Origin of the sequence: Haloferax gibbonsii ATCC 33959 (assembly GCF_000336775.1) — an archaeon.
GTDB lineage: Archaea > Halobacteriota > Halobacteria > Halobacteriales > Haloferacaceae > Haloferax > Haloferax gibbonsii.
Genome location: NZ_AOLJ01000028.1, coordinates 145,389 through 169,593 on the forward strand (window position 1 = coordinate 145,389; position 24,205 = coordinate 169,593).

General features: G+C 66.9%; 25 protein-coding genes. 16 read left to right on the top strand and 9 right to left on the bottom strand.

Annotated features, from left to right (window positions below; translation table 11 throughout):
- Positions 1–343 precede the first annotated feature (343 nt).
- Both C454_RS20475 and eif1A read left to right on the top strand, forming a co-directional pair.
- Positions 344–658, top strand: a complete 315-nt coding sequence (locus tag C454_RS20475) for a hypothetical protein (protein WP_147299501.1) — start codon at positions 344–346, stop codon at positions 656–658.
- A 147-nt stretch (positions 659–805) separates the two neighbouring features.
- Positions 806–1,090, top strand: a complete 285-nt coding sequence (eif1A, locus tag C454_RS18730) for a translation initiation factor eIF-1A (protein WP_013035036.1) — start codon at positions 806–808, stop codon at positions 1,088–1,090.
- A 218-nt stretch (positions 1,091–1,308) separates the two neighbouring features.
- Here eif1A and C454_RS18735 read toward each other — a convergent pair whose 3' ends face one another.
- The 6 genes from C454_RS18735 to C454_RS18760 all read right to left on the bottom strand — a co-directional run bounded on the left by C454_RS18735 (position 1,309) and on the right by C454_RS18760 (position 6,456).
- The gene (locus C454_RS18735; RefSeq protein WP_004978079.1) at positions 1,309–1,785 is read right to left on the bottom strand and encodes a YbaK/EbsC family protein; all 477 of its coding nucleotides are present in this window, start codon (positions 1,783–1,785) and stop codon (positions 1,309–1,311) included.
- 112 nt (positions 1,786–1,897) lie between these two features.
- Positions 1,898–3,013, bottom strand: coding sequence for an aminotransferase class V-fold PLP-dependent enzyme (locus C454_RS18740; protein WP_004978080.1), 1,116 nt, complete (start codon positions 3,011–3,013; stop codon positions 1,898–1,900).
- A gap of 16 nt (positions 3,014–3,029) precedes the next feature.
- Positions 3,030–4,367, bottom strand: coding sequence for a M20 family metallopeptidase (locus tag C454_RS18745; protein WP_004978084.1), 1,338 nt, complete (start codon positions 4,365–4,367; stop codon positions 3,030–3,032).
- A 138-nt stretch (positions 4,368–4,505) separates the two neighbouring features.
- Entirely contained in the window at positions 4,506–4,988 is a 483-nt protein-coding gene (locus C454_RS18750) for a type IV pilin (protein ID WP_004978086.1), read from the bottom strand.
- Between the two features lie 237 nt (positions 4,989–5,225).
- Complete coding sequence (locus C454_RS18755; RefSeq protein ID WP_004978088.1) at positions 5,226–5,663, bottom strand: type IV pilin; 438 nt, start codon at positions 5,661–5,663, stop codon at positions 5,226–5,228.
- Between the two features lie 424 nt (positions 5,664–6,087).
- Positions 6,088–6,456, bottom strand: coding sequence for a hypothetical protein (locus tag C454_RS18760; RefSeq protein ID WP_049905315.1), 369 nt, complete (start codon positions 6,454–6,456; stop codon positions 6,088–6,090).
- Between the two features lie 356 nt (positions 6,457–6,812).
- On the opposite strand from C454_RS18760, the gene C454_RS18765 reads away from it, so the two are divergent.
- A complete protein-coding gene (locus C454_RS18765) occupies positions 6,813–7,229 on the top strand; it encodes a VOC family protein (protein WP_004978093.1) in 417 nt (138 codons plus the stop codon).
- 76 nt (positions 7,230–7,305) lie between these two features.
- Here C454_RS18765 and C454_RS18770 read toward each other — a convergent pair whose 3' ends face one another.
- Positions 7,306–8,961 carry a PAS domain-containing protein gene (locus C454_RS18770; protein WP_004978094.1) on the bottom strand — a complete coding sequence of 552 codons (1,656 nt, stop codon included), beginning with the start codon at positions 8,959–8,961 and terminating at the stop codon, positions 7,306–7,308.
- A gap of 198 nt (positions 8,962–9,159) precedes the next feature.
- On the opposite strand from C454_RS18770, the gene C454_RS18775 reads away from it, so the two are divergent.
- The 5 genes from C454_RS18775 to C454_RS18795 all read left to right on the top strand — a co-directional run bounded on the left by C454_RS18775 (position 9,160) and on the right by C454_RS18795 (position 15,406).
- Positions 9,160–10,224, top strand: coding sequence for a DUF7350 domain-containing protein (locus C454_RS18775; protein ID WP_004978096.1), 1,065 nt, complete (start codon positions 9,160–9,162; stop codon positions 10,222–10,224).
- A gap of 144 nt (positions 10,225–10,368) precedes the next feature.
- Positions 10,369–10,626 (top strand): hypothetical protein, encoded by a 258-nt coding sequence (locus C454_RS18780; protein WP_004978098.1) that lies wholly within the window; start codon positions 10,369–10,371, stop codon positions 10,624–10,626.
- Entirely contained in the window at positions 10,623–12,032 is a 1,410-nt protein-coding gene (locus tag C454_RS18785; protein ID WP_004978099.1) for a hypothetical protein, read from the top strand. The genes C454_RS18780 and C454_RS18785 overlap by 4 nt, the downstream gene beginning before the upstream one ends.
- A 95-nt stretch (positions 12,033–12,127) precedes the next feature.
- The gene (locus C454_RS18790; protein ID WP_004978101.1) at positions 12,128–14,785 is read left to right on the top strand and encodes a heavy metal translocating P-type ATPase; all 2,658 of its coding nucleotides are present in this window, start codon (positions 12,128–12,130) and stop codon (positions 14,783–14,785) included.
- Positions 14,786–14,950: 165 nt separating this feature from the next.
- Entirely contained in the window at positions 14,951–15,406 is a 456-nt protein-coding gene (locus C454_RS18795; protein ID WP_004978103.1) for a high-potential iron-sulfur protein, read from the top strand.
- A gap of 21 nt (positions 15,407–15,427) precedes the next feature.
- Here the strand turns inward: C454_RS18795 and C454_RS18800 are convergent, their stop codons facing one another.
- Both C454_RS18800 and C454_RS18805 read right to left on the bottom strand, forming a co-directional pair.
- Positions 15,428–15,886: a hypothetical protein gene (locus tag C454_RS18800; RefSeq protein WP_004978105.1), complete on the bottom strand. Its 459-nt coding sequence runs from the start codon at positions 15,884–15,886 to the stop codon at positions 15,428–15,430.
- Between the two features lie 38 nt (positions 15,887–15,924).
- Positions 15,925–16,497 carry a hypothetical protein gene (locus C454_RS18805; RefSeq protein ID WP_004978107.1) on the bottom strand — a complete coding sequence of 191 codons (573 nt, stop codon included), beginning with the start codon at positions 16,495–16,497 and terminating at the stop codon, positions 15,925–15,927.
- A gap of 109 nt (positions 16,498–16,606) precedes the next feature.
- Between C454_RS18805 and C454_RS18810 the strand changes: the two genes are divergently transcribed.
- The 8 genes from C454_RS18810 to C454_RS18845 all read left to right on the top strand — a co-directional run bounded on the left by C454_RS18810 (position 16,607) and on the right by C454_RS18845 (position 24,057).
- Positions 16,607–17,218: a hypothetical protein gene (locus C454_RS18810; RefSeq protein ID WP_004978110.1), complete on the top strand. Its 612-nt coding sequence runs from the start codon at positions 16,607–16,609 to the stop codon at positions 17,216–17,218.
- A gap of 1 nt (position 17,219) precedes the next feature.
- Positions 17,220–18,578: a hypothetical protein gene (locus C454_RS18815; RefSeq protein WP_004978111.1), complete on the top strand. Its 1,359-nt coding sequence runs from the start codon at positions 17,220–17,222 to the stop codon at positions 18,576–18,578.
- Positions 18,579–18,930: 352 nt separating this feature from the next.
- A complete protein-coding gene (locus C454_RS18820) occupies positions 18,931–19,359 on the top strand; it encodes a CopG family ribbon-helix-helix protein (protein ID WP_004978112.1) in 429 nt (142 codons plus the stop codon).
- A gap of 216 nt (positions 19,360–19,575) precedes the next feature.
- Positions 19,576–21,003, top strand: coding sequence for an FAD-dependent oxidoreductase (locus tag C454_RS18825; RefSeq protein ID WP_004978115.1), 1,428 nt, complete (start codon positions 19,576–19,578; stop codon positions 21,001–21,003).
- A gap of 177 nt (positions 21,004–21,180) precedes the next feature.
- Positions 21,181–22,098 (top strand): DMT family transporter, encoded by a 918-nt coding sequence (locus C454_RS18830; RefSeq protein WP_049905316.1) that lies wholly within the window; start codon positions 21,181–21,183, stop codon positions 22,096–22,098.
- A 73-nt stretch (positions 22,099–22,171) separates the two neighbouring features.
- Positions 22,172–22,765 carry a TetR/AcrR family transcriptional regulator gene (locus tag C454_RS18835; RefSeq protein ID WP_004978118.1) on the top strand — a complete coding sequence of 198 codons (594 nt, stop codon included), beginning with the start codon at positions 22,172–22,174 and terminating at the stop codon, positions 22,763–22,765.
- A gap of 149 nt (positions 22,766–22,914) precedes the next feature.
- Positions 22,915–23,121, top strand: a complete 207-nt coding sequence (locus tag C454_RS18840) for a cold-shock protein (protein ID WP_004978121.1) — start codon at positions 22,915–22,917, stop codon at positions 23,119–23,121.
- 258 nt (positions 23,122–23,379) lie between these two features.
- Complete coding sequence (locus C454_RS18845; protein WP_004978122.1) at positions 23,380–24,057, top strand: DUF2306 domain-containing protein; 678 nt, start codon at positions 23,380–23,382, stop codon at positions 24,055–24,057.
- Positions 24,058–24,205: the final 148 nt, after the last annotated feature.

Sequence of the window (24,205 nt, forward strand, 5' to 3'; positions counted from 1 at the left end):
CGACGGGGGGTTCCGTCTCACACCGAGAACAGCGGACAAAGTGGTGTGAGTGTTCCCCGTTTCGCACCGCCTCGTCCCTACCGTTCACACGCCCCAAGAACAGCGGACAAAGTGGTGTCCGTGTCAACCACTAACCATCGAACGTCAATCCAATTCCGATCAACCACTCCCAGGTCATACCCACGGAACGCGTACTGAAGCGATTACCACACGCGTCGTCGGTTCTCACACGACCGGGCCGACCCGACTGCTTCGCTCGCCTGCTCACCCGAACACCCGTACTCTCGACTTTCGACTCTCGTTTCCCGCTCCGCTTGACTATGAACGCTCTGAGAGAGGACACGTGACCGAGAAGGACGTGGGCAACCGCGGCGGTGATAGCAGTGATACTGTGGCGGTGACTCAGTCTCCCGACACCTCGTCTCCCAACGCCTCGTCCCCCGACGATATCTGTCCTCCGTGGCTCGGAGGAACCTCACGACTCGAAGAAAGCGTCTTTGCAGGGGCTGAGACGACGAACAACTGCGGACATAGTGGTGTTCCCGGGGAATCCTCGAACCCTCGCGACGCGTCCGACCGCTTCAGCGACGACTCGGTGATGACCGACTGCGACCGGTATCCCAAGATGAAGCCTCGGGCGAAACTATGTCGTGTGTGACCGCGAACCACTCCCTACTCGTGGTCAGTCTGTCAAAAACAGCGGACAACGTGGTGTTCGAACCCGTCGCCACCGCGATTTCAACGTCATGACATTTGGTATCACGAGTATCCGATAAGTTATCCGTCTCCGTCCCCGAGCAAGAATGTGAGTGAAAATCAAGGGCGTCGAAACCTTCGAATGCCCAACGACAACGAGCTGTTCGCAGTCGTCACAGAGCACAACGGTGGCAATCACGTCCGAATCCGCTGTGAAGACGGAAAGAACCGCATGGGCCGCATCCCCGGCCGCATGAAGTACCGCACGTGGATCAACGAGGGCGACGTCGTGCTCGTCGAACCGTGGGACTGGCAGGACGAGAAAGCCAACATCGAATGGCGATACACCGGCGAGGACGCGGACCAGCTCCGGCGCGAAGGCCACATCCAGTAATCATTTTCTCCGAAAGGAGAGTTTATCTCGCCTGACGAACCAGCCGTGGCTCCCCGATAGCCCCGTGTTTTCTCTCCAGCGATTCCCGATTAGTACCGACGGAACGGAACAGAACAGAACAGCGGACATAGTGGTGTTGCTCTCGTCGCGCCCGGCAAAATAGAACGAGGGCGCGAGCGCGAACCGCCTCCCGGAGGTCCGCTCGTTTCGCCCCCGTCTCACTCGAACACGTCGACGAATCGCGGCGCCGACAGTGTCTGCAGGTCCTCCGGCGTGAGTCGGAACACCGCCTCGGGCGTTCCCGCGGCGGCCCAAATCCGGTCGAACGACTCGAACGTCGGGTCCGCGAGGACGGGACAGTCGGTCGCGTGGCAGGTCGGCGGCACGCCGCCGATGCTCCAGCCGGTCGCCTCCTTCACCTCGCCGGGGTTGGCGCTTCGAACCGAGCCTCGTTCGACGTCGAACTCGGAGGCGAGCGTGGCTTCGTCGACGCGGTTCGCGCCGCTCGTGAGGACGACAACCGTCTCGTCGCCGACGCGCATCACGATGCTCTTGACGATTTGGGCGACGTCGCAGCCGACGGCCGCGGCCGCGTCGTCGGCCGTCTTGGTTCCCTCCGGAAACTCCTCGATAGTCACTTCGAACCCGTGAGAATCGCGTACTTGGTCGGCGAAGTTGCGTGCCGTGGGATGCATACTCAGGGGTACCCCCTCGCCGGATATGAACGTTCGCTGACGAGGCAGATTCTGCGAGGGAGTCAACGACCGCACGCGAATCGCGTTCTCGACACCCCCGCGAGCTACGGAGCTACCACTCCCCGTCGAGTCCGTCGCGAAGCGCCGCCACGTCCGACTCGTCGTTGAAGTTGTGGAACGACGCGCGGACCGCTTTCGGCTCGGGGAGCGTCCGGACGACCACGCCCGCCGACTTGAGACGCTCGACCGTCCCCTCCGGGTCGGAGACTTCGAACGAGACGAGCCCCGATTCCGGGTCGTGGGGGCTCAACAGCCGCCCCTCTGGGACGGTCTCGATGAACCGGCTCGCGAGATTGCGAATGTGCGCTTCGGTCCGGTCGAGACCGACGCGCTCGGCGATGTCGATAGCCTCTCGGAGCGCGACGTGCGGGGCGGGATTGGTCGTTCCGACCTCGAAGCGCTTGGCTCCCGGCGCGAAGTCGAGCCCGTCGGCGTTCGGCTCCGTGACGCCGCGGTAGCCGACGGCGTGTGGCTCGATTTCCTCCGCGATTTCGCGCCGGACGTAGAGGAACCCCGCGCCCCACGGCCCGAGCAGCCACTTGTGGCCCGCGCCGGCGACGATATCTGCTCCCCAGTCTTCCACGTCGACGGGATACTGGCCGAACGACTGGACCGCGTCGACGACCGACAGCGCGCCGGCGTCGCGGGCGATATCGGCGAGTTCGCGCACGGGGAGCCGCGTCCCGTAGTTCCACGTCAGGGCGCTGAAACAGACGAGGTCGGCGTCGGCGACGGCCTCGGCGTACTGGTCCATATCGAGTCGCCCCGCGTCGCTCTCGACGACGCGGACCTCGACGCCCTCCTGTTCGAGTCGTCGCCACGGGAGGATGCCCGCCGGGTGCTCGAGATCGGTTCGGACGACCACGTCGCCCGGTTCCCAGTCGAGTGCGGTGGCGATTCGGTTGATACCGTCGGTAGTGCTCTGGGTCAGCGCCACCTCCTCGGTCTCGGCACCGATAAACGCGGCCACGTCCTCGCGGACGGCCTCGTAGGCGTCGAACGCGGTCGGATAGGGGCCGTCGTCGCCCGGCGAGTCGTACTCGTGGTATTCGAGGAACTCGGTCGCCCGCTCCACGATGGGGCGCGGACTCGGGCCGTGCGCGCCGGTGTTGAGATACGTGACGTCGTCGAGGGCCGGAATCGTCGTTCGGAGTTCGTCTGGTGTCATAGTTCGTTATCGGGTGTCATCGTGAGTTGTTCTCTCGCCGTCCGCGTCGCGAAGGAGTCGTGCCTGCTGGTGACACGTCCGTCGAATCAAACGTTCTGGTACCACTATCGAATTGCCGCAACAGCTCGTCGGGGAGTCGGGCGTACACCTCGGCGTTGCCGGCGAGCGCCCCGGCCGTGGTGAACTCGTCAGCCGCGTGAGCCGTCTCGGTCCCCAGACCGAACTCGACGGTCGGGACGCCCGCGTTCCGCATCCGTTTCGCGTCGCCGCCGCCGGTCGCGCTCCGGCGGTACACGCGCCCGCCGGTGACGCCCTCGGCGACCGAGCCCACGGCGTTCGCCAGCGGGCCGTCGGGGTCCTCGAACGTCCCGACCGACCAGTCCGCGTCGACAATCTCGACCCCTTCGTGACCGGCGACCACCTCCCGAACACCGTCGAGTATCGTTTCCGTGTCGACGCCAGCGGTCACGCGAATATCGAGTTTCGCCCGCGCCGCGGCGGGGACGACGTTCACTCGGTCGCCGCCCGACAGGACGCCCAGATTGACCGACGGCCGCTCGAACAGCTCTCGCGCCGCGTCCGCGCCGAACCGCGGCGCGTAGTACTCCGCGGACTCCTCGACGAGCGCCCGGACCGCGGGGTCGAACTCGAACCGCCTGTCACCGAGTGCGGATTCGATGTCGCTTACTGCGCGGTAGAGGCGGTGAATCGCGTTTTCGCCCAGCATCGGCCGGGAGCCGTGGGCGGCGGTCCCCGTCGCTTCGAGCTCCAGCCAGATGCTCCCGCGGTCGGCGACGGTCACCGAGTGTCGGTGGCCCTCGCAGGTCGTCTCGCCGATGACGCAGGCGTCGGCCGAGAGCCCGCGCCGGTCCAGCAGCGTCGGCAACCCCGCCTCGCCGGCGATTTCCTCGTCGCTGACGAACGCGAACACGAGGTTCGTCGCCGGCACCGTCCCGGTTTCGACGTACGCCTTCGCCACCGCGAGCATCGCGGCGATTTCCCCCTTCATGTCGGTCGCGCCGCGCCCGTAGAGCCGGTTTCCCTCCCGCTCGCCGAGCGGGTCGCGCGTCCACTCGCCGGGCTCGAACGGGACCGTATCGAGGTGCCCCAACAGGACGAGCGTCCGGTCTGTCGCACCCGGGAGCGTCGCCACGATGTTCGGCTTCGTCGGGTTCGAGGCGACGCGCTCGGTATCGATACCGAGTTCGGAAAAGAACGATTCGACCCACGACGCGAGCTCCCGCGTGTCTCCCGGCGGGTTCTGCGTGTCGTGGCCGACGAGCGCCGCCGCGAGGTCGACGATATCCTCGCGGTGCTCGCGGAGGTAGACGACGGCGGGCGGGTCGCTGGGCATGGGGTCTCTGTCCGAGCGTACGCTCCGCGGACGGATAAGTTTGTGCTAAAAATACAATACTGGGTGCACAGAACAACTGCGTGTCATTAATTCCTGAAAAATGCTGATTTCGGTCAGTCGCGGTGGAAGACCGCTCGGTTAGTTCGGCGCGGTGGACTTCTGCAGGGTCGCGGAGTTGGAACCCGATTCGGAGGTCCAGACGACGCGGATGACTTCACCGGCCCAGTCGCTGTTATCTGCCGTCTTTTCGATAGTTACGCTTGTCCCTGCGGAGACCGTTCCACTAAACCCATCAGTTGCCGCAGGTCTGAACTCGAAGGCATCACCTGAATCTGCAGTATCGACTTCAGTCCCGTCAACAGTCACTTTGAGACGTGCGGCGTCAATCGCGCTACCGGATTCGTGAGTGATCGTCACTTGGGCTTCATTGACTGTACCACCGTCGTTGTCATAGTCGAACGCGAAACTCGCCTGCGGGGCGGTATCGCCGACTTGGTCGCCGAGACCGAGGACGAAGGTACCGATGACGGCCGCGAGGATGACGGTAATCGCGACCATGAGGATGACGCCGATGACCGGCGAGACTGCGCGGGACTCTGTGAAGATTCTCTTGATTTGCATAGTTGTTTCTCCTAGGTGTGCCGGACGAGAGGCGACCGTTGAGAAAAATTCGAATCGGTCCTCGAACGCTTGCCTGCTAACCTAACAGATAGTCTGACGTTCTCCGAGGATATAAACTAGTACTGAGAAGACGTTTCACGTATCATGCGTGTTCCGTACCAGAACCGGAGCGCACCGTCGCTCTCGGGGTAACATCCGAAAAAATTGAGGTTCGTTGGCTGTGACGCTGCGGACCGTTCAGGCGTTGTAGGTGTACTTCTGCAGGGTCGCAGAGTTGGAGCCCGATTCGGAGGTCCAGACGAGGCGCACTTCGTCGCCGCCACTGAGATCAGCGTCGAACTCGATGACGATAGTGTCTCCAGCGTTCATGTTACCGTCACTGTTGGCATCGCCGAGTGTTTCATCGCTCACGCCAGCAGCTGAAGTTTCGGACACGCTCAGGTCATCGAAGCTGATTGCGTCACCGCTTTCGTGCGTGATGGTCAGTTCGTCTGCAGAGTCATCGTATTCGAAGCTGAAGCTCGCCTGCGGGGCGGTGTCGCCGACCTGGTCGCCGAGACCGAGGACGAACGTCCCGATGACGGCCGCGAGGATGACTGTAATCGCGACCATGAGGATGACGCCGATGACCGGCGAGACTGCGCGTGATTCGCTAAGGAATTTCTTGATATCCATTGTTCTACCCAGGACCGGCCTCAGACCCACCTCGTGCCCACCTGCACGGGACCTCGAGCGGCCACATGTTCCGGTTCCTGTTGGCCTTTCGTATGTTCCGGATATATTTAATTTCGCAGCGACTTACCGGTCTATTCGGGGGGTTAGGGCGCTCCTAACGTCCGAATTCGGGATTTAAGCCGTTCAATCCCACCTGCATACCACCGGCGGGTATCTTCGGTGGTAAACCGCCGCGCTGACGCTCTACCCCTCGGATTCGCTCCGCGACCCGCACGGCGCGTCCGTCCCAACCGTGTCGCACTCGAATTTCTGCGGACACGGTGGTGTGGGTTCGGCCGGGTCGTCGCTGCGGCGCGCGCGCGTTCGCACGCGCCGCTGACGGTCGTGAGAGCGCTGAAAACGCAGAAAAACGTCGCTGAACGACCTACTGCGGGGCGTTCCAGAATCGCGGCGTCGACTCGAAGTCTATCTCAGCGTCGGAAGGCGCGCGCTCGTAGAGCGCGTCGTGGACGGCCTCGTAAGCCGCGCGCGGGCCCTCCTGTGCGAGTTTCGGGTGGTCGCGGGTGTCGAAGACGACGCGCCACGTCCCGTTCGTGAGGTGAAGCCCGAGGATGTACTTCCCGCGGACGTTCACGACCAGTTGGTAGGCGTGCTGAATCGTCTCGCCGTCGCGTTCGAGGTTGTAACCGCGGACGGCGACGGCCTGCTGAATCGCCTCTTTCGTCTCGAGTTCGGCGACGAACGACTTGGGGACGGCCCGTCCGGGGAGCGATTCGACGAACGGTTCGCTCACGGCCGCACCACCTCGCATCGCGTGCCTGTCGGTTCCATCGTACCCTATCTGGGCGGCCCAGCGGGTATATGCGACACGGTCTCTGCTGGGCGACGGGGCCCCGACCCGCGTCGCGCCTCGCGGGCGCGCACGAGAAGCACTAACCCAGCGAACCAAGGTGGAGGCATATCCAACGAACCGAGACGGAGGCTCATCCAACGAACCGAGAGGGAGCGCACCCAGCGAACCAAGGTGGAGGCATATCCAACGAACCGAGACGGAGGCGCGGCGAACGCGGGTCGGAATCGGTCGGCCGCCGTCTGCCGACCCGCGTTTCGAGCGAAGCACCTTTGACGCTCTGCGCGCGCAGACGAACCGTGAACACCAACGCGCACCACGTCGGTATCACCGTTCGCGACCTCGATTCGACGCTCGAATTCTATCGCGATGCGCTCGACCTTCCGGTCGTCTCCCGTTTCGAAGTCGCGGGCGACGAGTTCGCCACCGCCGTCTCCGTCGACGGCGCCTCGGCGCGGTTCGCCCACCTCGACGGCGGCGACGTACGCATCGAACTCGTCGAGTACGACCCGGTCGGAGCCGACACCGACGAACCGACGCTCAACCGCCCCGGCGCGACCCACCTCGGACTCTCTGTCGACGACGTCGACGCCGCGGTGGCGGAACTCCCGCGCGATACCGAGACGCTCAGCGAGCCGCAGACGACCGAAAGCGGTACGCGAATCGCGTTCGTCCGCGACCCGGAGGGGAACCTCGTCGAACTCCTCGAGGCCTGAATCGGACGCTCGACTCGACGGGCGTCACCTCTCGGCTGGTCGGACTTGTGGTGTGTGAACAATCACGGGTGCGCGGTCACTCCCCGCTCGGGAACCACGTTCGCGGTCGCTCCGCTCCGACCGGGAGTTTCAGCGTCACGGCCGTCCCCCCGAGGGGAGACGGTTCCAACTCCATGCTTCCGCCCGCCTTCTTGACGACCCAGTGGACCAGCCACAGCCCCATCCCGGTCCCGTGTTCGAGCGGCGTCTCCTCGCCGCGCTTGATGACTCGCCACTCCTCGTCGGGGATGCCGGGCCCGTCGTCGGCGACCCGGACGACGAGCTTCGAGTCGTCGTCTTCCGTTCGGTACACGTCGACGTGGACCGTCTCGCCGCCGTGTTTGAGCGCGTTCGCGATCAACTCGTCGAGCGCCGCGCCGACGCGGCTGTCGACCCGTGCGAAGACCCCCGTCTCGATGTCCGTTCGTATCGTCGCCTCGGGATACGTCGATTCGGCTCGCGACACGGCGGACTCGACGAGCGCCGAGACGCGCCGCGGGGTCGCCTCGGATTCGAGGGCGTCCGAGACGGTCTGGGCCTTCTCCGAGAGCGCCACGAGTTCGCTCGCCGCTTCGACGATGGTCTCGGCGGCGTCGGTGAGGTCCTCGTCGGCGACGCCGGCCGCGCCGGTCGCGTCCTGGCGAATCATCTCCGCGTAGCCCTCGATGACGTTCATCCGGTTTCGGAGGTTGTGCCTGAACATCCGGTTGAGGACGCCGAGACGCTGTCTGGTCAGCTCCGACTCGGTGATGTCCGACTGGATGGCGACGTAGCCGTGGATGTCGCCGTCGCTCGCGATGGGTGCGATAGTCTGTATCGCGGTGTAGAGCTCGCCGCCCTTCCGCCGGTCGATGATTCGCTCCTGCCACGTCTCGCCGGACTGGACGGCCCGCCACAGTCGCTCGTAGTACGCCTCCGGCATCTCGCCGGAACTGAGCAGCGCGGCCGACTCACCGACCGCCTCCGCGGCGTCGTAGCCGGTAATCTCTTCGAACGCCGGATTGACGTACGTGATCTCACCCTCCGGCGTAGTGAGGTAAATTGCGTGCCCCGCCTGTTCGACGGCCAGTTCGAACTCGCGGAGGCGACGCTCCCGGCGCTGTTGTTCGGTCACGTCGACGAACGCGCCGACGATTTCGGCGGGTTCGTCGTCGGCGTCGCGGACGACCGCTGTCGAAAGTCGGAACTCACGGAGGTCGCCGTCCGCCCGTCGTCGCTCGACCGAAACGTCCGAGAGGCCGTCTTCGTCGATGGTCCGCCGGATAATCTCCTCGCTGTTTTCGCTGTTCTCGCCCGCGCTGTAGGGGAGTGGCTCGCCGAGCACCTCGTCGCGCTTCCAGCCGAACGCCTCCGTGGCGGCGTCGTTCCACCTCGTTACGCGCCCCTCGGGCGTGACCGCGATAATCGGAACCGGGGAGGCGGCGACCACGGTTCGAAGCTGGTCCAGCGACGACCGAATCGACGTCTGTTGGCGCTCGATTCGTCGGTCTTTCCGGGAGGCGAGCGCCCAGACGAACGCGGTAGAGACGGCGACGAAGGAGAACCCCTTGATAAGCTCGGCCTCCGGGGCCGGGGGCGCACCCAGCGCGGCCGACAGGAGCAACTCGCCGCCGAGGATGCCTGCGGTCCCGAAGCCGAGGTACGCCAGCGCCATCGTGCGGGCGTCGAGACCGTCGAGCGGCGAGTCGTTCATCGTCCGAACGGAGCGCGAGCGGAGATATAAACGTGGTGCGGGAAACCGGCAGTTGATAACGAAATCACCACCCCTCGAAACCCGACGCGGAAGCGCAACCGACATTGGCACCGGGCCGCTAGCTGCGGTAACTCGACCGCTTCGCGGAGACGCGCGGCGGTCTCTCACCATGAGCCGACGAGACGCTATCGAGACACCATGAAACGACGCGACGCCATCAAGACGCTCGGAATCGGTGCTATCGCCGCCACCGCGGGGTGTCTCGGCGGGTTCGAACGGCAGTCGGCGTGGCGCGACCCGCCGCTCGTCGAGGACCGTCCGGCCGCGGTCTACCTGCCCGCCATCACCGAGGGGATGAAGATGTACGGGAAGACGACGGCCGGCCCGTACGGCGTCGCGCTCACCTACTCGTACCCCCACCGCTTCTGGACCGCCGCCGGTTCGGAACTCGGGAAGACCGTCGTCGAGGCCGACGACTCGATTCACCTCATGGCGTCGCTGTGGGACGCCGAGACGGGGACCGTCCTCCCGCTGGACGCCGGCGTCTCCATCGAAATTCTCCGCGACGGCGACCTCGTGAGCGAGGAGGTCGCCTACCCGATGCTCTCCCAGCAGATGGGGATGCACTACGGCTCGAACTACGTCCTCGACGGCGAGGGCGACTACGAGGCCCGCGTGCACGTCGGCGGCACCTCGCTTTCCCGAACCGGCTCGTTCGCCGGGCGGTTCGACGCGGCCGAGACGGCGACGTTCGAGTTCGCCTTCGAGACGGACGACCTCTACGACGTGGAACTGCGTCGGCTCGGCGACGAGGCCGGGTCGCGCGGCGCGGTCCCCGCGATGGAGATGATGGGCGTCCCGACCGGGAAAGCGCCCGCCGTCGACGACCTCCCCGGTCGCCACCTCGGCCGACGGACGAGCGCCGACGCCCTGTTCGACGCCCTCGTCGTCGACGACGGTTCCCGGTTCGGCGTCGACGGCTCGTACCTCTACGTCTCGGCGCGGACCCCGTACAACGAGTTCGTCCTGCCGATGATGGGCGTCAGAGCCACGCTCGAACGCGGCGGAACCGCGGTGCTCGACGGGGCGCGACTCGACCGGACGCTCGACCCCGACCTCAGTTACCACTACGGCGCGGGGGTCGAGGGCGTCGAATCCGGCGACGCGCTGACGCTCTCGGTGGACGTGCCGCCGCAGGTCGCTCGCCACGACGGCTACGAGACGGCGTTCATGGAGTTCGAATCGATGCGGTTCGACGTCTGAGGCGTCGCCCCGCCGCCGTCGTGCGTCTCGCGCCTCGCACTCGCGACCCGCCGCCGGCTCCGTCCCCGTTCGATGCCAACGGCGCGAACACCCGCGATAGAAACGTTCAGAAGCCACCCTCCCCGAACTTCGAGTGACTATCGGATGACCACGGACACCGACGCGACGCGCGACCGCCACACCTGCACAGCGTGCGGCGAGGCGTATCCGACCGAGCGACTGCTGGTCCTCCACCGGGGCGCGAGACACCCCGACGACCTCGACGCCGAGGAGGTCGAGGCGTACCGCGAGGCGTACTACGAGGAGGAAGACGAACTCAAGTCGTTCCGCATCCGCGCGCTCGGCGTCCTCGTCCTGCTGTACTTCGGCTTCCTCATGCTGTTTATCGTCTTCGCATCATGACCCGACTCCGACACCTCTCCCTCAGACGATTCGGTCTCGGTCTCCTACTGGCGAGCCTCCTGTCGCTTCTCTCCGACCCGGCGGCCGCGAGCAACGCCGCGGTCGGCCTCGCGGGCGCGTCGGAGGACAACCTCGCGGTCCCGCAGTGGCTCTATCTCGCCACCGGCGGCGCGACCGTCGGGGCCTCCGCGCTCCTCGCCAGCTTCGTCACCGACCGCCGGTTCATCGAGCGCGTCCACCTGTGGCAGACCGGGTCCGAAGCGGGCGTCTCAGACAGCGTCCTGCGCGCCCTCCGGGTCGCGGGTGGCGTCCTCGGCCTCGCGCTCCTCGCGCTCGTGGTCTATCTCGGCTACACCGGCCCGCAGGTTCCGACCGTCAGCTTCGCCGTTATCGTCGTCTTCGCGGGGCTCCGGGCCGGATACACGATGTTCTCGTACCTCGTGACAGACACGTGGCGCGCGCTGAACCCGTGGCGAACCGTCGTCTCGGCGGTTCCGAACGGGTTCGTCTCGTATCCCGAGCGACTCGGTCGCTGGCCGGCGGTGGCTGGGATTCTCGCGCTCGTCTGGGTCGAGACCGCGACCGACGTCACGACCCGTCCGTCGGTTCTCGCGACCGCGCTCGTCGCCTACTCGGTCGTCACGCTCGCCGGCGCGGTCGCCGTCGGCGCGGACGCGTGGTTCGACAAGGTCGACCCCGTCTCCGTCTTCCTGCACTTCTACGGCCGCGTCGCACCGATTCGCCTCGACGACGACGGACTCTCTTTCCGCCTCCCGGGGATGCGACTCGTCACCGACGACGACCTGACGGACCTCGGCGACGTGGCCGTCGCGGTCGTCCTCGTCTGGGAACTCACGTTCAGCGGCTTCGTCACGACCGAGCAGGGCGCGGCGGCCGTTCGGGCGCTCGCGGGCGTCGGGCTTCCGCCGCTTGTCGTCTACGGACTGCTCTACCTCGGCGGCTTCGCGGTCTTCCTCGGCCTTTACGTCCTCGCGGCGCGGGTGACCGCCCGCCGCATCGACACCTTCGAGACGCCGCTCGACCTCGCGGTCAAATTCGCGCCCTCGCTGCTCGCTATCGCCGCCGGCTATCACCTCGCGCACTACGTCGGCTTCTTCGTCTCGCTGTCGCCGATGTTGGTGGCGGCGTTGTCGTCGCCGCTGTCGTCGCCGGCGAACCCGGTCGTCCTCACGCTCCCCGCGTGGTTCGGCGGGCTGAACGTCGCGTTCGTCCTCGTCGGCCACCTGCTCGCGGTGTGGGTGGCGCACTCGCAGGCCTATCGGACGTTTCCCAGCCGACTGCAGGCCGTCCGAAGCCAGTTTCCCTTCGTCGCCGTGATGATTCTCTACACGGTTCTCAGCCTGTGGCTCATCTCGCTGCCGACCGCGAGCCCGCCGTTCCTCTAATTATTAACTCAAACCGATTGAGTTATGAAATCACAACAGTAGAACCCCGATTTCTAACAGGTGAATTATTAACCTGTCCCTGACTACTGCCGAGTATGAGCGAACACGACGGACGCGAGCCCGCCCCCGACGAGGCGGACGCGTCCACTACCCCGCCAGACGGCGACGGATGCGGGTGCGACGACGCCTGCGGGGTCGAGGGTGCGTCGGAGTCGAGCGCGGCCGGCGAGACCGGGGGCGACGACTCCGCCGGTGGGCCCGCCGATTCGACCCGCGCGGAGTTCGGCGTCCCGGACATGGACTGCGCCTCCTGTGCGAACAAGGTCGAATCGAGCGTCCGGAAAATCGACGGCGTCGGCGACATCGACCCGCGGGTGACGACCGGCCGACTCGTCGTCGAGTACGACCCCGACCGGACTACGCCCGACGACATCCGGGGCAACATCGAGGGCGCGGGGTACGCCGTCGAGGACGCCCCGTCGACCCGCGAGGTCTCGTTCACCGTTCCGGACATGGACTGCGCCTCCTGCGCCGGAAAGGTCGAAAACGCCCTCCGCGGCGCGCCGGGCGTGCTGTCGTACGAGACGCGCCCGACGACCGGGACCGCCGTCGTCACGCTCGCGGCCGACGCGGACCTCGATTCGGTCGTCTCGGCCATCGAAGCCGCCGGCTACGAGGTCACCGGAACCGACGCCGACGGGGCGGACACCGACGCCGACGCTGACGCCGGCGGGGACCGCGAGAGCGTCTGGCGTAGCACGCGCGCGGTGAAAACGTGGATAAGCGGCGGCTTCCTCGCGGCGGGCATCGCCGCCGAGTACCTGCTCGGGCTGGAACTCGTCGTCGCGAGCGTCCTCGGCGTCTCGTTCACGGTCGCCGAACTGCTCTACATTCTCGGGGCCGCGCTCGGCGGGCAGGCCATTCTCCGCAACGGCTACTACTCGGCGAAGAACCGCAGTCTCGACATCGACTTCCTGATGTCGGCGGCGATTCTCAGCGCCGTGACCGCGAGTCTCATCTCCGGGCCGACGAGCCTCTACTTCGAGGCCGCGACGCTCGCGTTCCTCTTCAGCGTCTCCGAACTGCTCGAACGCTACTCGATGGACCGCACGCGCGACTCCCTCCGAGAGCTGATGGACCTCTCGCCCGACGAGGCGACGGTCCTCCGAGACGGCGTGGAGACGGTCGTTCCCGTCGAAGAACTCGACATCGGCGACGTGGTCGCCGTCAAGCCCGGCGAGAAGATTCCCGTCGACGGGACGGTCGTCGCGGGCGACAGCGCGGTCAATCAGGCTCCCATCACCGGCGAGTCCGTCCCGGTCGACAAGGCCGAGGGCGACGAGGTGTTCGCGGGCACCGTCAACGAGGCGGGCTACCTCGAAGTCCGCGTCGAGTCCGCCGCGGGCGACGACACCCTCTCGCGCATCGTCTCGATGGTCGAGGACGCGCAGGCCAACAAGACCGAACGCGAGCAGTTCGTCGAGCGCTTCTCGTCGTACTACACTCCCGTCATGGTCGTCGTCGCGGTCGCGGTCGCGGCGATACCGCCCCTCGCGTTCGGCCTCGACTGGGTGACGTGGTTCGTCTACGGCATCACGATGCTCGTGCTCGCCTGTCCCTGCGCGTTCGTCATCTCGACGCCCGTCTCGGTCGTCTCGGGCATCACGTCGGCCGCGAAAAACGGCGTGCTCATCAAGGGCGGCACGCACCTCGAAGCGATGGGCTCGGTCGAGGCCATCGCCGTGGACAAGACGGGCACGCTCACGAAGGGCGAACTCACCGTCACCGACGTGGTCCCGCTCGACGGGAACTCCGAAGAGGACGTGCTGCGGTGCGCGCGCGGCCTCGAATCCCGGAGCGAACACCCCATCGGCGAGGCCATCGTCTCCCACGCCGAAGGCACGGGCGTCGCCGCCCGCGAGGTCGACGACTTCGAGAGCGTCACCGGCAAGGGCGTCCGCGCCGACCTCGACGGCGTCCCGCACTTCGCCGGCAAGCCCGGCTTCTTCGAGGAGCTCGGATTCGACCTCGAACACGTCCACGTCACCGGCCCCGGCGAGGAGCTTTCGGCGGAGGTCCGACAGCTCTGTGACCGCCACGGCTGTCTCAACCTCGTCGAGGACACGATTCCGCGACTCCAGTCGGAGGGCAAGACGGTCGTCCTCGTCGGGACCGAAGACGCCCTCGAAGGCGTCGTCGCCGTCGCCGACGAGGTCCGCCCGGACGCCCGCGAGACGGTCGCGAAGCTCCGCGAGGCCGGCCTCTCGGTCGTCATGCTCACCGGCGACAACGAGGGGACCGCCCGCGCCATCGCCGAGCAGGTCGGCGTCGACGACTTCCGCGCGGGGCTCCTCCCGGAGGACAAGGTCGCGGCCGTCGAGGGCCTCCTCGACGAGTACGGCTCGGTCGCCATGGTCGGCGACGGCATCAACGACGCCCCGGCGCTCGCCACGGCCACCGTCGGCGTCGCCATGGGCGCGGCCGGCACCGACACCGCCCTCGAAACGGCCGACATCGCCCTCATGGCCGACGACCTCTCGAAGCTCCCGTACCTCTACGAACTCTCCCACCGCGCGAACGGCGTCATCCGGCAGAACATCTGGGCGTCGCTCGCCATCAAGGCCGTCCTCGCGGTCGGCGTGCCCTTCGGCTACGTCTCGGTCGCGCTCGCGGTCCTCGCGGGCGACGCCGGGATGACCATGGGCGTGACGGGCAACGCGATGCGGCTCGCCCGGATTCGCCCGAACGAGTGAGGTTCACGGGGCTCGTCACCTCTCACTTCCAGACTTTCGCTCTCTCGCGGCCCGATTCGCGCATCCGTGTTACTTAGTGGCGTGACACCATCAACGCGTCCGCAATTCTTGCCGCATGGGAACCGGCTGGCTCGGTTTTACCGACGCCGCGCGTCATAAGTTGGCATGGGAGACGACGAGCGGACGCCACGCCGAGACGCGACCGACCGACCGACGCGGAGTCGGGATACCCGCGACACCGGCCGCACACGGAGACGGTTCATCTGGCTCACCGGGACCGCCGCGATGGCCGGATTGGCCGGTTGTTCCGGCGGCGGTGGCGGCGCGACCGAGACGACGACGGCGACCGCGACCACGACGCAGTCGTCGGGGTCGACCGGGGGCGTTCCCGAGGCGTACGCGACCGCCACGTCCCTCGACGGCACCCAGCGCAACCCCGACAGCCTCTCGTCGCAGGAGGCCGTCTCGTACCAAGACGAGCCGAAAGACGGCAAGCAGTGTTCGACCTGCCGGTACTACATCGAGGACAAAAACGGGGACGGCGTGGGCGCGTGCGCCATCGTCGCGGGCGAAGTCGCTCCCGAGGGGTACTGCGTCTCCTACGTCGAATACGAGGGGTAACGCTCCGAACCGCGGTCGCGGTCAGGAGTCGTCGCCCGTCGGCCCGACGGCGCTCTGAATCCGACAGCGGATGGACTCCTCGACGCCGTCGCGCTCGACCGGAATCACCCACTTCTCGCCGCAGCCGAGGACGGTCACCATCTCGCCGTCCTGTCGGTGTTTCACCGAGACGAACACCTCGCCGCGCTCGGGGTCGTAGTCGACGAGTTCGACGAGCACGTCCTCGCCGGCGATGAGGAGGTTCTTCGCGCCGTCCAACTCGGTGACGTAGGACTCGGTGTTTCCGGCCGGGTCGGTGACGAACAGTTCGACGACCGGCACGTCCTCCCCGTCGGGGTAGCTCGCGTCGACTTCGAGCGCCCCGTCTTCGAGCCGGATGCCGTGTATCTCGACGAGCGACGCCGCGACGCCGAAGGTGTCAGCGACCTGCTGACGGAGGTCCCCCAACGGGATTCGAACCGACTCTCGAATCGTTCCCATGCCCGCCCCTACGAACGGGGGGTGTATGAGCGTGTCCGCTAGTCGTCGCCCCAGAGGGCGTCCGCGAGGCGCGACCCCGACGGAACGGCCTCGCGGAAGGGGACCGAGTCGAACGCGAGCGGCCCGTTGAGCGAGAGAAAGCCGAGTTCGCCCTCGGACGCGCGGTCGAGGTTGGTCAGGAAGGCCACCTTTCGGACCGCCTCGACGCCCTCGACGGTCGCGTCGGGGTCGACCGACTCGTACAGGGCGGCGTGTTCCCGGACGTGTTCGACGCAGCGTCTCGTCGGCGCGAACAGCAACAGCGCGTGGACGCCCGGCCCCTCGCGGCCGAGTTTCGTCCGGATGGCGTGCTCGTCGTCCTTGTAGAAGTAGCGCTCCATGCGGCGGTACTGGCGGAGTATCTCGTTCGCGCCGGTGGCGTGGCGGACGGCGGCGTCGGCCTTGAGTTCGATGAGGTAGTCGACCGGTTCGGGCGTCCGAACCCGGACGTACACGTCGGCGACGCCGCGGTTCCCGTAGTGGTCGTACGGCTCTTCGAGGTGAATCTCCACGTCGTCGAAGGCCGCCCGGAAGTGCTCGACCACCCGCGTCGCCAACTCGTCCTCGCGCATCTGTCGGTCGAGACGAGGCGGCCGTCGGGGAAATGTCCCGCGGTTCGCCCGGCGCGACTCGGCACATCGGAAAACACATACCGTCGGCGTTCGGTTGGGAAATCGACATATGTCCCTGCCGACCCGCAGACAGGTCCTCCAGGCTGGCGGCGCGTCCCTTGTCGCCGCGCTCGCCGGGTGTTCCGGCGAGGGGTCCAGTTCCAGTTTAGACGAGCCACGCGGTCCCTCCCCGGACGCGCTCGTCACCGACTACGACGCCCTGACAGTTCGCAACGACGCCGAGACCGGCATCTTCCGGGACGCCGCCCGGGAAGACGAGGACACGGGGTCGTCGTATCTCGACGATTTCCTCGTCACCACCGACGAGGAGCGCGAGAACGTCGCCGTCGCAGCCGAACCCGACGGCATCGACGAGGCCCGCGCGTTCATCGACGAGACGGAGTTCGACGCGCAGACGCTCGTCATCACCCAGCACCGGACGGACGCCTGCCACCGCGTGAAACTGCTGTACGTCACGCACCCTCCGGACAGCGCCGTCCACCTCGACTTCTGTCACCCGCTCCGCCCGGCCTCGGTCGAGTGTTCCGTCGACGACCGCCACGTCGTCGCCTCGCTGGTGCGACTGCCCTACTCGTCGAAGGGCGAGTCGAGTTGGGGACACGGCGGCGGAAGCAGTTGTCGCCTCCCACCGTCGCTCCGAACCGAGACGGAGGACGCCTGAGATGCCCCGGACGCGACGCGACGTGCTCGCCTCGCTCGCCGGGGTCGGCGTCGCCGGACTCGCGGGGTGTACCGCGCTCGACGCTGGCGGCTCCGAAACCGAGGACCCGTCTCTCGACGCGGCGACCCTCCGCGAGGTCAGAGAACTCGGGTCGCCGGCGTTCCCGGCCCGCGTTCCGGCCCCGATTGCCGATTCGTTCCTCGAACGGGGCCGCGCTCGCGCCCGCGAACTCCTCGATTCCTGTCCCGAGAGGATGTCCCCGGAAGAAGTCCCGAACGAGGCGGTCCGGGAAATCTACGCCGAGGCGTACGCGGACGCCGCCGAGGACCTCGAACGGACGGCGGCTGACGAGTCGCCCTTCGAGGCGCTTCGGGGACTGCGCTACGCCCGCGGGGCCGCGGCGATGGCGAAGGGGACCTACGAGGCCGCAGTCGGCGGCTTCACCGAGTCTGACGTGCGTGACGAGGCCGAGGCGGTCCGCGCCGACATCGAGTCGTTCCGGCTCGGCACGCGTTATCTCGGCGACGAACCCGACCGGGCGCTCGTGGTGTACGAGGCCGTCGAGAACCTCGTCGCGGCCGCGGTCAGGTATCTCGACAACGCCGGCGAGTACGGGCGCTACGCCGACAGCGCCCCGCGGGTCGGCGAACTCTTCGACGCGGTCGAGTCGGCGCGGGCGTCGCTCGACGGCGCGCGCCACGTCCGCGACCGCTATCTCGCGACGATTCCAGACCCGGTGGACTTCACCGGCCCGTTCGAGGCGACGGCCTCCTCGCTCGCCGAGATTATCGCGGACCGCCTGTCCGAGTATCCCGAGGAGGAAAGGCTCGAACCCGTCGTCGAGGCCGAGGGATTCGACACGGAGGAACTCGAATCCATGCCGGCCAAAGACCTGCTGGTGGAGACGTTCGTCGAAGTCGAACGCGGGCTTCAGGACGCCCGTGACGGCCTCCGAAGCGACCGCTTCGCCACCGCACTCGTGGGCGCACACACCGCCGAGACGCACCGCCGCGCGTTCGAGGACGCAGTCACGGCGGTCAAGCGAGGCCGCTACGAGTCCGTCGAGTCCGCAACCGCGGTCAGAGACGCGAAACTCGGCGCGCTCGAAGCCCTCGAAGCCGCCCGGTCGGACGGGTCGAACCCGCACCTGACGCGGCGCGCGCTGGTCGATATCGCCCACATGGTCGGCCGCGGGGACCGTTCTCTCGGCGACGACTACTATTCGGACGACGACCCTCGGGCCGCGCGAAACGCACTCGCGCAGTACGCGACCACCGAGTTCGCCGCGCGCGAGACGCCTGATGTGAGCGCGTGGGTGCTCGGGACGCTCGCGGCCGAGCGCGGCGGCGTCCGCCGCTGACGGGCCGTTTCCTTCGTTTTGGGCGCGTTCCCGCGAACTGTTTGGACGGTATCGACCGGTCCGACTGCCGCGTCTCTGCATCGACTCTCGGAAACTCTCGAGACGACCGCTTCGATAACTCGCGGGCGGCGAGTCATGGGGGCGCCCACAGGTGGTTCATGCAATCCACGCACCACCATCGCGCTCGACCGAGTCGAACGCTCGATGGACGAACTCCGGGTGAGGTGCTCCTTAGATAGCACCACCTCGCCTCGGTGAAACGCGGGAGATTGGCAACGTTTGGGTGTCCTCCGTCGCAACGCTACCCCACCCGATAATAAGGTTTAATATTTGATGGCGGTTTGATTGTTATATGGCCGTCGTTAGCGTCTCGATGCCGGAGGAACTACTCGAGCGAATCGACCAGTTTTCCGAGGACCACGGATATACTGGCCGGAGCGAAGTGCTCCGAGAGGCGAGTCGGAACCTCCTCGGTGAGTTCGAGGACAAGAAACTCGAAGACCGCGAACTGATGGGCGTCGTAACTGTCGTCTTCGATTACGAGACGACGAGCGTCGAAGAGAAGATGATGCGACTCCGCCACGAGTACGAGGACATCGTTGCGTCGAACTTCCACAGCCACGTCGGCGGGCACCACTGTATGGAACTGTTCGTTCTCGAGGGGTCGCTCGAAGACATCTCGACGTTCGTCGGAAAAATCAGAGCGACGAAAGACACGCTCACGATCGATTATTCGGTGCTTCCGGTCGACGACTTCGGTCCGCTCGCGGATATGAGCTGAATTCGCTGTCCCACGTTCGGACCCCACGCTGTCGACTCACCCGAACAGATTGGTCGTAGCGCTGGGGTAGTCTGTTATCGGAACTCTCTCTATCAGTGGACCGCTGTAGCGGACGCTGAACGAGTAGATGCTCTGTTCGACCGGCGAGAGGCGTCGCCGTCGGTGTATCGTTCAGCCGAGGAAGTTAGGTGTTGGCGGGCGTACCACTCTCACATAATGTCTGACGAACCATTCGTCGTCATCGGCGGCGACGCCGCCGGACTTTCCGCCGCGAGCAAGTTCGCCCGCGCCGACGCCGACCGCGAGGTCGTCGTCTTCGAGAAGGGCCGCTGGGTCTCCTACGCCCACTGCGGCACGCCCTACTTCGTCAAAGGCGAGGTCGACAAGCTCACCGACATGCTCTCGCTGTCGCCCGAGGCGGCCGCCGACCGCGGCATCGACCTCCGGCGCGAACACGAGGTCGTCGCCGTCGACACCGACGAGCGGGTCGTCACGGTCGACGGCCCCGACGGAGCGTTCGAACAGCCCTACGGCGACCTCCTCGTCGCCACCGGCGCGCGGGCGCTCCGCGACCCGATAGACGGCATCGACCTCGACGGCGCGTTCACGCTCCACGGGCTGGACGACGCGGCAGCGATTCGGTCGTTCCTCACCGACCCGGACGAGGCCTCGGTCGCCGACCTCGGCGGCGGCGGCTTCGTCGACGAGGCGCGAGCGGCCCGTTTCGGCGCGATGGAACCGCCCGAGTCGGTCGCCATCGTCGGCGGCGGGTTCGTCGGCGTCGAGATGGCTGAGGCCTTCACCGCCCACGACCTCGACGTCCATCTGTTCCAGCGCTCCGGGCACGTCCTCAGCACCTTCGGCGACGCCGTCGGCGAGCGAGTCGAAGAACACCTCGAAGATAACGGCGTCACGCTCCACCTCGGCGCGTCGGTGGAGCGACTCCGCGGCGACGACGCGGGCCGGGTCGAGGCCGTCGTCTGCGAGGGCGACGAACTCGCGGTCGATGCGGCGATGGTCGGCATCGGCCTCCGTCCCAACTCGGACCTCGTCGCCGACGCGGTCGACCTCGGCGAGACGGGCGCTATCGCGGTCGACGACTACGGGCGGACGAGCGCGGAGCGCGTCTACGCCGCGGGCGACTGCGCCGAAATCGACCACGTCGTCACCGGCGAGCCGACGTGGAACACGCTCGGCCTGCCCGCGAACCGCGCCGGGCGAGCCATCGGCCAGACCGTCGCCGGCGACCCCGAACCCATCGGGACCGTCGCGAACACCTCGGTCGTGAAGGCGTTCGACCTCGAGTGCGGCCGCGCCGGCGTGACCGACCTCGACGAGGCGCGCGACGCCGGCTTCGACCCCGTCTCGGAGACCATCACCGCCGGCTCGCGGTCGGGCTACTACCCCGGGTCCGCCGAGACGACCGTCACGCTCGTCGCCGACCGCGACACGGGGCGACTGCTCGGCGGCACCATCGTCGGAGCCGACCGCGCCGCCGTCAGAATCGACACCGTGGCGACCGCGCTCGCCTCCGAGTTGACCGTCGCCGAGGTGGAGCGTCTCGACCTCGGCTACGCGCCGCCCTTTAGCCCCGTCTGGGACCCGATTTTGACCGCGGCGAAGGTGCTCCGCGGCTCGCTGTAAGCCGCGAGCGGTTCGAAATTCGAACCGAACAAAACGACTATTATCGATTGTGTGGTAACGATACGCCCACGTGCTGAATATAACTCCAACAGAGCGCGGGTGTGTCGAAACGAAACCGACGCGGCCGACGAGTCCGGCGGAGTCGCATCGGCGTCCGCCGAGCGGAGCGTGGTGTCGGTGAACGGCCGGGTCGCCGCCGGACTGTTCGTCCTTCTGGGACTCCTCTGGGGGAGTTCGTTCGTCGCCATCGAAGTCGGTCTCGCGTACTTCCCGCCGCTGCACTTCGCGGCGCTTCGGTTCTTCCTCGCGGGGCTCATCGTCCTCGGCTACGCCGCCGTCTCGACCGACTACTGGCGGCCGCACAGCCGGACCGACTGGACGCTCGTCGGCGTCTCCGGCGGCCTCCTCATCGGCGCGCACCACGCGTTTCTCTACCTCGGACAGGAGCACGTCCCCGGCGCGGTGGCGGCCATCGTCATCAGTCTCGGCCCGGTCCTGACCGCGCTGTTCGCGACGGGCATCCTCGGCGACCGCATCTCGCCGCTCGGGGTCATCGGGTTCGGTTTCGGCTTTCTCGGCGTCGGCCTCGTCGCCCAACCGGACCCGAACGCGCTCCTCTCCAGCGACGTGGTCGGCGTCGCCATCGTCTTCGTTGCCTCGGCGTGTTTCGCCCTCGGTGCCGTCCTGACGCGCCCCTTCTCGTCGGACATCCCGGCGCGGACGCTCCAGGCGTGGGCGATGCTGTTCGGGGCCGCGCTCCTGTCCGTCGCGGGCGTCGCCACCGGCGAGTCGCTCGCGGCTATCGAGTGGTCCGGCGTCGCCGTCGGCTCGCTGCTCTATCTCGCCGTCGTCAGCGGCGCGGGCGCGTTCCTCATCTACTTCGAACTGCTCGGCCGGTTCGGCCCGACGCAGATAAACCTCATCGGCTACGTCGAACCGGTCTCCGCGACGCTCCTCAGTTGGGCCTTCCTCGGTCAACTCATCGACTCCGTGACCGCGCTCGGCTTCCTCTCCATCTTCGCCGGCTTCGCGCTCATCAAGCGCCGGGCGCTCGGCGAGTTGGTCGCGGGAGCGCGCGGTCGGTCTGCGGAGTGACCGTCGTCGAGTCCCGCGTTTCGCCCGCGGAGCAACGGACACAAGTAGTCGAGCGAGCGAACACTCACTCACCATGCCCGCCGACTCCGTGCCGCCCGAGCAGAAAGCACAGATTGCGAACGCGGTCCGCGCGGCGCTCGCCACGCACGGCTACGCTCGGCTGACGACGAAGAAGGTGGCCGCGGAGAGCGAAAAGAGCGAGGCGGGGCTGTACTACTACTACGACTCGAAAGACGAGATGATCGTCGCGTTCCTCGAAACGTCGGAGGACTACCTCGCGCGGAGCCTCGACGAAATCGACGCCGAGGGCCCCGAAGAACGGCTTCGGGCGGTCTGCGACATCCTCATCGTCGACGAAGACGACGCGGCCGCCGCCGGCGTCAACATCGCCGTCATGGAACTCCTCTCGCACGCGCCACACAACGAGACGCTCCGCGAACCGCTGCTCCGGATGGAGCGCCACACCCTCGACGTTATCGCCGACATCGTCCGCGACGGCGTCGAGCGGGGCGTCTTCCGCGAGGTCGACCCCGAGGGAACGGCCGCGTTCGTCCTCTCGGCGACCGACGGCTACACCGGCTTTGCCCTCGCGCTCGGGATGGAGGGCGTCGGCGACGACCTCCGGGAGTCGCTGTCGGCGTACATCGACTCGTTGTTGGTCGAGTGAGGCCCGCCCGTCTGTTTCCGTCGTCCCCGCTCGGTCCGGCACTTATCTACCGAAACGGCCGTAAGCGGGCGGACGAATGTCTTTCGAAGGGTCGTGGTACCTTGACCCTCGGAAGGGTTATCCGTCGCCCGACCTTCGATTTGTTCGTAATGGCACACGGCAAAGTTGATTTCTTCAACGACACTGGCGGCTACGGTTTCATCTCTACTGACGACGGCGACCTCGACGACGACGAAGACGTGTTCTTCCACATGGAAGACGTCGGCGGCGAAGACCTCACGGAAGGTACCGAAGTCGAGTTCGACATCGAGTCCTCGCCCAAGGGCCCCCGCGCGGCGAACGTCGTTCGGCAGTAACACCGAGACGCGACTGCTGTTTGTAGCGGCAGACGACACCTCGACTTTTCAGACGATTACACGGCGAGCCGAGGCTCTCGACGGAACCGAGCCTCTCGGCCGTGGTTCGCTCCTCCCGTTTCTAAGTAAGTACTCACTCAGTAGATTTATATCGCTCCTCGAACGACTCGATTCCATGCCGAGCCTACACAGCGTCCACGCCCCGCCGAATCACGCCGAGCGTCCACGCCTGCCAACCGCCTCAATCGAGGTCTCGCGATGACGCTCGTCGAGGACGCGACGCTCGGCGTCCACATCCTCGCCGGGTTCGCGGCGCTGTTCGCCGGCTTCGGCGCGATAGCCACGAAGAAAGGCGGCCGTCGCCACCGTCGGGCGGGCCGGGTCTACGTCGCGGGGATGACCGTCGTCGCGGTCACGTCGCTCGTGCTGTTCGCCCTCGCGCCGACCCGCGGGCGGACGTTCCTCGCGCTCGTCGCGGTGTTCAGCTACTACTTCGTCTTCTCGGGCGACCGCGTCCTCTCGCGGAAGCGCCCGACCGACAGGCCGGAACTCGTCGACTGGGTCGCGGTCGGTCTGCTCGCCACCGCCGGAGTCGGTCTCCTCGCCATGGGCGCGCTCCGGTTCCTCGCCGGCGACAGTTTCGCCACCGTGATGCTCGTCTTCGGCGCTGCCGGCGCCGGCTTCGGCGTCCGCGACCTCGCCGCCTTCCGCCGGAAGCGCGCGGAGTCTCGGGAGTGGTTCTTCGAACACATCGGCCGCATGGGCGGCGGCTACATCGCCACCGTCACCGCCTTCTCGTCTGTCAACTTCGACTTCCTCCCGACCGTCGCCGCGTGGCTCTGGCCCACCGTCGTCGGCACACCACTCATCTTCCTCGCCATCCGGAAGTACAAACGCGGGTCGCCCGGCGCGGCCGCCTCGACCGCGACTGATTAGGAACCGCGGGCGACCGCTCTTTTCCCCACCTTCCGACCGCTATCTCGACGGCCTCTCGCCGCGGAGTGTGACGGCGCTCGACGAATTCCGGGCCGACATTGAATAACAACGGTGAACGATAGAATAACAGCACTTATTATATCGAATG